6 protein-coding genes are annotated in these 9,106 nt (G+C 42.7%); all 6 read right to left on the bottom strand.

Annotated elements, in window-relative coordinates:
• Nucleotides 1–527, bottom strand: a 527-nt coding sequence (locus BIZ39_RS19055; protein ID WP_187447734.1) for a hypothetical protein, incomplete at its 3' end; no start/stop codon positions are given.
• Nucleotides 520–1,479 (bottom strand): hypothetical protein, encoded by a 960-nt coding sequence (locus BIZ39_RS19060; protein WP_187447735.1) that lies wholly within the window; start codon nucleotides 1,477–1,479, stop codon nucleotides 520–522. The genes BIZ39_RS19055 and BIZ39_RS19060, both read right to left, overlap by 8 nt.
• 44 nt (nucleotides 1,480–1,523) lie before the next feature.
• Nucleotides 1,524–2,240: a hypothetical protein gene (locus BIZ39_RS19065; RefSeq protein WP_187447736.1), complete on the bottom strand. Its 717-nt coding sequence runs from the start codon at nucleotides 2,238–2,240 to the stop codon at nucleotides 1,524–1,526.
• A gap of 61 nt (nucleotides 2,241–2,301) precedes the next feature.
• Nucleotides 2,302–6,570: a conjugal transfer protein TraG N-terminal domain-containing protein gene (locus BIZ39_RS19070; RefSeq protein ID WP_187447737.1), complete on the bottom strand. Its 4,269-nt coding sequence runs from the start codon at nucleotides 6,568–6,570 to the stop codon at nucleotides 2,302–2,304.
• Between the two features lie 16 nt (nucleotides 6,571–6,586).
• Nucleotides 6,587–8,203, bottom strand: a complete 1,617-nt coding sequence (locus BIZ39_RS19075) for a conjugal transfer protein TraH (protein WP_187447738.1) — start codon at nucleotides 8,201–8,203, stop codon at nucleotides 6,587–6,589.
• The coding region (gene traF / locus BIZ39_RS19080) for a conjugal transfer protein TraF (protein ID WP_187447739.1) at nucleotides 8,200–9,106 on the bottom strand (907 nt) is incomplete at its 5' end. The genes traF and BIZ39_RS19075, both read right to left, overlap by 4 nt.

Here is a 9,106-nt window from a genome sequence, read left to right on the forward strand (position 1 = left end):
ATGTAATAATCGGTAACCACTAGCGCGAGGTTATTTTTGGCTTTGTTGTAGCGTGATTGAATGGAAAAATCGTCAGATACACCAAGGTTCACTTTAACATTCGCTTTTCCGTACTCTCGTGTAATGTTAGGTTGTGCTGGCAACAATAAATCTTCAAGCCGGTCAAGAAATATGCGTTTGAAGTAAGTAGAACCTGAGAATCCCACTTCAGGTTTGGTTACGTCTAATGTATAGACTTGACCCGTAGTCCTGTTTACCCGCGCTAGCATCCAATAACCTTCACCCACTGTTTCCTTCTTTAACACAACATCCGTAGAAAACGTTGTGGGTAAAGGTTCATCTGTCAATTGACTAAGATTGCCTAGCGGCCTTACAGTATAAATATATCGGGCTGCTGGCTCATATACCGTATCGGATGACAAAACCTCAGCAACGAAATACTCATTTACAAACGACTCATCTGCTAACGTTATAAATGACAATACCGATGAAAGTACCAACAACAGTGAGAGGTTTAATCTATTCATTTTGGGTTCCCTTAGTCTCTATTGTATTGCTGTATAACATGCGCGGAATAGCCCGTAATTTTGATTTATCTGCAGGTAACTTTGCTGGTCTCAATAAAGGCTTTTCTGCCGTAAATATGAATTCACTAATCACCATATCTCCTGCATCTTTAAAGCGCAGGAACATCCCAGGTAAACAATACCCGTCATCACATGTATCCATAGAGTCGGCGTAATAATCGAGTAAGGTTTGCTTTGCATTTATCGGGTAAGCAATTAATACAGCTACAAGACGTTTTCCACGCCATTCATCTGACTCCCAGATGAATTTTACCCATTCAATTCCATTAGTCTCAGTGACAGGAAACCATTTATCAGTAACCGGCTCTTGATACCAAGCTAAGGCGGGTAACGTTCCCCCCTCAACTTCTGCTCTAGCTAACTCTAATACATGTTTTCCACCAGCCACTGGCAACAACAAGGGAGGATAGAAATATCTTAGAAATGGAACCGCACGAGAGTCATTCACCACTCGCAAGAGAGTATCACGCTGGGAAGAGGACGCAGACTCAAATGGAAAGAATGACAATGCAGATAGCAAGTCATAGTACTCGTCACCTCTTTGTATTTCCCTTGAAATCAATTCATCTTTTAAACGGCTTATAGGTGTTCGATAAGACAATACTTCATTGAGAAGTAATAGCCCGTTGGGCCTGACAGGTAATTTTTTTAAATAAGTAATTGAGCGTGCTGGATCGTAAAAGTCAGAATTAGGGTCGGAGAACAAAATAGATAATGGTTCGAACGCTTCAGAATGCCCTTCTCGAGCCAAGGACACGTACATATCTAACGACTTCTGAGGATAAAAATATTTGTTGTCTGGGTTTGCAAACATTTCCGCTAATTGCAATCGAGATGTCTTATCACCGTCAAGCGCCTTAGCTATAAGATCGTTGCTCAGTTCTACAGCCATCACTGAATTGCTTAGATAGACGCTGAGAAGTATGTAAATACACCTCATAACACTACCTTTTCAAAGCGCTCATGAAATCTTTTCATCATGACTGAGACTTTTGGGTCTGGAGCTTCAAGTTCGAAAACAGAACGTAAATTATCTAGGGGGACATATTCCTTACCCAGTGCATGCTTAAAACGCATCTCCGTCATACGCAATAGGAATTGGGTTTCGTCGTCATACTCATGATGCGACATCATCCGCTGGGTTGTACTTATAATCATATCTATAAGAGCAGAAAGTAATTTGGAAGCTTTAACCATGGAGGGAACTTGCTCTATTACAATGGACTCTTCACTGTCCTCCAAAACATCTTGTTGTGCTGTTACTGAGGTATTTTGAGAAGTCTTTTTCATTGCTTCTTTGCGCCATGTAAGCGCATCCAGTTCGTTTCCCCAAAATAAGTTGCTTAGTGAACAGTTGGTTGGATCAGCATCGCGATAACAGGGAACATTATGACTATCCAGGTGACTGGGCGAATAGGTAGATAATACTAACGAGGAAACGTCATAGGCCGTTATTCCGGGGGTATAAAGTACTATTATCTGCTCTCCAGTCAGCTTAGGAATTGGCATTATTCGACGTGGTTGGGCCATATTCATGCTGTAAATCTCAGCCTGCCTAGAAATATAATAATGCCCCGCTTTAAAATTTATAAGACGAAGTTCATCTTCTTCGATTTGCTTTTGTAGCCAAATAGGGTCTATATAGGTAGACATCGACGCAATACACTAATTTCGAAATGGTCTGCATAGTGTATTACGTCAATTTTTTAGGTATTTAGTTAATCTTTAAGTTATCAAACTCACTCTTATAGGGGTTTGTCGTGCCTTGAACTTGATATATTGGTTCTTCTATGACCCTTATTGCGTCTCTAGCAGACATATTCTCCGGAAGCCTATCAACTAAGTCGTTAACCATTGAATTAACTATTTCATTTTTTGGAGCAAACATTCCTCCTGTTGGAGAATGTTTTGTCATATAGTCGTAATCACTTATTATCTTTTCAACAGATATATCAGAAACGTCGCCTCCACGAGCTTCAACAGCATCCCTCACCGTTGCGACATAGGACAGGTCTTGGTCTCGTGTTAAGCCTGCATTTTCTCGTTGCATATTTACCGTATCAATAGGTGACGGTGCACCAGAATAAGAAGCTCTTAACCTATCTTGGAGTGAACCAGACTCTTGATTAACTTCGTTGAAAAATGCGTTTTTGGTATCCGTAATCAAATCTTCTGTAGCCGAGCCAGCAACTCGATAATTGCCAGAAACATTACCAGATACCAAACCACCGTACGCTTGTGTTAACGTAGTATCGCTTCCTTCTTCTATGCTATGTGAGTCATATATTCGCTGTGCCGCAGGTTGAGATATGTTGCCATTTTCAACTTCTTTTTGAAGCGCTGACCTTAACTCTCCATTCCAATGGCTCTGCTGCCCTTCTAACGATAAGGTAGATGTTGGGAAGTTTGTATTGATTGTATTATTATCTCCGGTGTCAACAGGCATGTTACCTAGCGAAGATGCCATTGTTGGAATGAATTCAGACGACGTCCCGTAACCCGATTTACTTGCTATATGACTGCTATTATTGTGATGAGCATTGGCGTAATGACTTTCTGTTTGCGCAATTTCTCTTTCTTTACTATCAACGCTTTCATTAAAGTTGCTTGCTGCATCTTTCACTATTGCTTGACCCGCATCAACTGCTTGAAGGTTTTTAGCGTTACTTGACTGCCCTATTCCCGCTCCCTCAATCGCTGTTCGAGACGATTCATAGTCACTGGCGTCCATACCGGGCAAGCTCATGACGGCATCAAGTGCCTGATGTGTTTGGTGAGCAAGTACTTGGTTTTGTTGACTTTCATTTAGCTGATTAAAAGGTGTCCCTTGACTTACGCCAAGCGCAGCTGAGTTAGAGTCTATTGTACTTTGGATACTGTCCGGTGTGAAAAACCTTCCGTATTCTGAACCGACTCTCTCAGAGTTTCCACCGCTTGACTGTAGGCTTTCCACCGTATCATTAACTTGACCCAAAGGTGTGGTCTGTGGTCCAGCTCCCATGTTGTTATAGTTAATTGAACCTGTTTCTTGGGCAGTGCGGTTTTCAACTGCATCACCTTCAACAGTCATTTTCTTCCCTTCCTCAACTCTATTGGTATTAGACTCCATTCTCGAAAGGTTAGAAACACCTGTTACCTCAGAGAATAACTGACTATCAAGGCCACTGAGTACCTGCGCGATTTGATTGGCTTGCTCTTTAGTTAGATTTTGAGTGTTGCTGCTTGATGATGGGTTTTCCGCTATTTGTTTGTACTCAAAGGCCGTTGAGTCAGCCGCATTTACGGCTCCAACAAGCATAGAGGTCGCATCGCGCGCCCCCGGGACTTTTGCATTTCGTTCTCGCTCTGCGTTATTTTCATATTGTGCTTTTACAGCGTCTAACTGTTGAGGGCTTAAATGACCAGACAACCCATTATCAATATGATCATTCATGTAATCCAAAACACCTTGTGGCGTAGTAAAGTTCATTTTCGATTGAACATCATTGAGATCAAGCTGTTTTCCATGTGTAAATTGTTCACCAACTGCGGCATCAGAAGAATATGTTTTCTGGCGCTCCAACGCTTTTTCATATGCTGCGCTGGCCTGCGTCACATCAGCTTGATGCTGCTCTATTGCCCTTTGCTGTTCATCCGTCAATCTCACTGAGCCCGAATTGGTCGATGTCACCCCTCCTGTAGTTGTTACTTCTTCTGTATTACCTGTAGTGGTTTGATTCGAGCCAGATCTATTAGTTTGATTGGTTGTATCGTCTACACTTCTCCTGCTACCAACCGCACCAACGGTCCCAGTAACATCAGCATGAATATTAGCTCCAAAGCCACCAGATTGTGGAGATTTACTACCTACGTTAGTAGTGGGGTTGTCGGCTGAACCTGGAGTGGCGCCTGGGTCTATTTGTCCTTTTGATTGAGGAGAAGGTTGCTTAGCTTCAGCACCAGACATATCGATACCAGTAAGCGCTGAAACAGCTTTTATTAATTTTTCAGAGCCAAATTGACCTGATAGTCCCAGACTTCCAGTACCGGTTGATATATAACCTGAAGCGGCTTCGATAGACTTTCTTTCGGAGTCGCTGTAACCGCTTATATCTATGCCTAAATTTTGTAGTGTCTGCCTACCCGTTTGTTGATACGCACTTGTAAGTGCTGCATCATCGGAATTCACATTCCCTGAAGAATTACGCTGTATTAATTGACGCATAGACTCATCAGTACTTTGCCTTGCAGCTGCTAAATTTGACTTTGCAGATTGAACATCACTAGCGGCTATTTTCTGACTGCTGGAGTTGGTGAATGTAGAGGTAGCGGTAATGCTAGACGCTGCCTGATAACTGTTCGTTTGAACTGGGGCTACATTCAAATTCCCTTTATGGTCGGTTGCATAAGGATTTAATCCAAGTTCGGTAATTTGACCATGGGCTTGAGGAGTAGACCTTGCTGCGATTGAACTCGCCGACCCTGCAGGCGCTGCTGCCCCAGAGGCTACAGAGGTTAGCGCAAACACCGAACCTGTAATTACGGCTAACGTTACAAGAGGTGCCGCTGCCAATAAATTAGACCCCACCGAAAGGTAATTAGCTGCAGAATCTATAATCATGTCATACGCAAAAGGCGTAAACCCATCCATTGCTAACAATGCCGATACCGCTTCTCTGGTATTAGCAATGGTTATATAGTTAATGGCAGTGGCCACTGGAAGGATAGAGTATCCCCATATTCCTATAAGAAGGTAACCACCTAAGTATTGTGCAGCACCCATCCCCTTAGTAATCATGATAAGCATGGCTAGCGGGAAAAGAGCATAAAATAGCATGATGATAAAGTTGGTTGCCGGCATCATGAAATTTAAGAACGTTTCCCCTTCAATCGCTTCTTGTAACTGCGCAGTTTGAATGGACTCATTAATATTTGCCACAGCTTGCATTGCAGAATCGGGGTCTATTTCCTGTGCTCCACTCACTAACGTATTAAAGTCTCGCATGATACGCACACGATGAAATGTTTGCGCATTAGCTATACCACCAAGCAATTGGCCTAACCTTTCATAATTTGTTGAGATGGCCGTAACACTATCAAGACACACACCACCATCTGCGCAGTTTTGCGTTATAGATTCATTGCTTGTCGCTAAACTCTTGAGCCTGCTGGCCCCAAACCTTGTGGAAGAGTCCAAATAGTTATCTAGACTGCCTACATCACCGGGCCCACCTGCTAGCACACTACGAACATCCTCACAGGTCTGGAATGTTTCATCTCCAGTAGTAGGGTCCATAAACTCTGCTAACGCATTGGTATGAGAAGGGCTTATCAATGCTGCATCTGTCATATAAGTAAATGGGTCAGCATTGCGCTTCATTGTGTCAGGATTAAAAACATTCGATGCAGTAGGGTCAGCAGCCAACTTATCGTCTGCTGAAGCATGCAGGCAATATTTTGTATAACTGTACATGTTATACATTAATGGCTCGTCTAGTTCTTGTAGCGAACTTGCGCGTAATGCATACAACGTTTTAACAGGGGAAAGAAACCCATTGCCGCCTGTCATCGTAGATTCAAATGCCGTTCCTTCAATCGGTACCGTCTGAAAGGCAGTTTCCATTAATTCGGCGGTACGGTAAGAGATTAGACTCATCCCATAACCAACAACGGCTAGACCTAATGGGACATCGTAAACGGGAAGCGTCTTACCTGTGTTTACATCCGAAATATACATTCTGTCTATTGTTGGCACAGCGACAAGTGCATAGATGAACAGCCCCATTAATGGGCCTTGCATTTGTAGCCTCTGGGTACTTATGTATTGATTCATCGTACCAATAAGAGCAATCATCGCCGCAAGCGTGGTAGCAACGCCTAAACCTAGTCCACCGGTACCGGAAAAAAATGTAGTCGTTCCAGGGTCAAAAAGCAGTCTTAGGCCATCAAACAAAACAACTAATGCATCTATTGCCCCCCAAGTGTAAATAACGCCGTCTTCCATTATTATCTACCTACTGTTATTTGTTGAGGTTGGATGTAATCTGACGCGACATGGATTTAGAGTACTTATCCACAATTTTATTGTACTCCGTACCATTCTTCATCGTCGTCAGCGAGGCTTCTGCCAACTTCTTAAGTTGATTCGCTTCCTGTAATTTTTTATCAATCTCATCATATATTTCAGTTACCTGACTTCTACTTACAGACATCTCTTTTTCACCTGTATTTAAAAAGAGCGTCGTCATTTGGGCTAAATCTGTCACATAGTTGTAAATCATCATGTTGGCGAGGTATTCGGTAACTTCTGCGTCCATCGCTTTCATCAGGGCATTTTTGTCAGCTTCCGTACCAATCGAAAATGCTCTAATCACACTAGGAGGACTCGCTTTGATTATTTTCTGCTGTAGGTCAGTTAAAGTGGCAATATCGCCATTTTGAAGTTTGGTGAACGCCCCTTGAACATAACATCTCATTATTTCAGGAAGCGTCACTTTTTGAGCCTTGTCAGTACATGACGTATCTGCATTGTAAGACGCTATTGCTGCAGAATAATCGGGGGGTGTTTTGGTATCAGAACCACAAGGAAGCTCGTATACATTCCCTGACGCAGGGTTAGTTGCCGAGACATCCTCACATTGTTGAATCTGACGACATTTACCATTGCTACAATCCAAATCGGCAGACAGCAATGATGACAACGATGTGACTTGCGGAACTATGTATTTTGATTCGACCTTCTCATTGTTTTTGTCCGGCGCATTTCTGTAGTATCCAAAAAAGTTCATTGCCGCCTCAGTTGGTGAAATGCCAGGATGTGCAGGCGTTGTAGCTGGTTCGACTGTAGGTTCTCCCAAAATCATTGTGCTTAAACTTGACGGGAAGAGAGAGTCAGGTATTGCAGTTAAACCTTGGCTCTTAGAAAAGGTTTCTGCAACAACATTTCCGTAGAGGAATTTTGCATCAGGATCGCCACCCAACGCAGTTACAGTATCGACAAACCCCTCCCATCTATCAGCAATAAATTCTGCTGCACCACTGTCTTCTAAGTTACAAACATAAGCATCATCACCAAAAACTGATGCTTCACCGTCGCACAACATTCCCCCCACATTGAACACATCACCATTGTCGGTTTTTTCATCTATGAAGGACTTAACCATGGTACATGTCCCCCTGTTCGCCAAGTTCAAACGTTCAAGTTGACTTTGTAGGGTTTTCATTGATGTCCAACAAGGACTACACATTGATTGTAGAGCCAACCCGAACCCGTATGTAAGCGCCTCAGATGCTACGCGACGAAGGATGGCCACAGCCTCATCCAAACTTATGATGTCAAATGAACCCAAATTAATATTGATACTCGAGCAGTTCGGTGGCGAAATGCTAGGAGGAGTAAGGTTAACTAAATTAACTACGGTAGAAGGGTTTGAGAATCGAATGCGACCAAATGAATAGGCATGCCTGCCTAACTGAGATAACTTTCTACCATCGCCACCTGTGTAGCTAAACGATGCATCAGCAGTGATTGCATCCAATGTGTCTGAAACGGATGCTTGAGCGCTAGTCACTAGTAATGGGTAGGATACTATTAATGCTATTAACCATTTAAATTTAAGCTTGGATATCACATTCATTTTGTTTCACCTGCTTTCTTTTTTTCTGGGTAGAAATCTTCGTAAAATGACTTGTTTGAACTGTTGTTGATCATGTCGATAACACTATTGATAAGTAAGACAGGATCCTCCTCCATACCACTTGGCAATTCACTGTATTCATTAGATGCAATGAGACCCATTTGGGTATGGTGGATTTTTTCATACCAGTCTTTGCCTAAAACTCCATGTTCGAAGCCAGCTATGAGCGTTCTGTCTTTCAACGTTTCAAGATTAATCATGCCTCGGGATATGAGCGAAAAGGTGCCATCTGGCGTTACTAACACGTAGCTTGGCCAGTTAGTAATATCGAACCGTTCGGAAACTTTTATAAGATCGTCTGGATAGACTTTAATATCTTGAAGCAGGCCTTGTACTACGTCTGGCTGTGCTGTGTTTCTCGCATATACACGTATATCAAGATTAGGAAATTTACGGTGCAGATAATTGACAACCGTTATTGATTGTCGGCAATATTGGCAGTTTTCATCATAAAAAATCATCAAACCAGAATCATCATAGAGTTCACCTAACGCTTTTTCTTTAAGACTTTCTTGGTTCTGTATCATTGCTAGTGATGTGGCGCCAAATAATGGCAGACGGTCACCTTCTTGCAAAAGAGGATCGCTTTTTTGCATAAATTGGCGTTTGCGCGCGTAGACTTCAGATTTATCCATCATGACTTTCTGCGCATAAAGCTCAGCTCGCAGGTTTTCACGTGTAGGGTTGTTAACAGCCCTGTCTCGAATGACCTGATAGTTTTGTGCGAACCACTCAACACTCATCGGTTTAATTGGCTTCTGCTGAGTCTCGGCAGGTGGTGTTGGAATAACCTCAGACTTCTCTTCTGGCTCAACCTCTTTTTCATCCCCCCAGTAAAAAAGC

It is taken from the genome of Alteromonas sp. BZK5 (genome assembly GCF_014349115.1).
Taxonomy (GTDB): Bacteria; Pseudomonadota; Gammaproteobacteria; order Enterobacterales; family Alteromonadaceae; genus Alteromonas; species Alteromonas macleodii.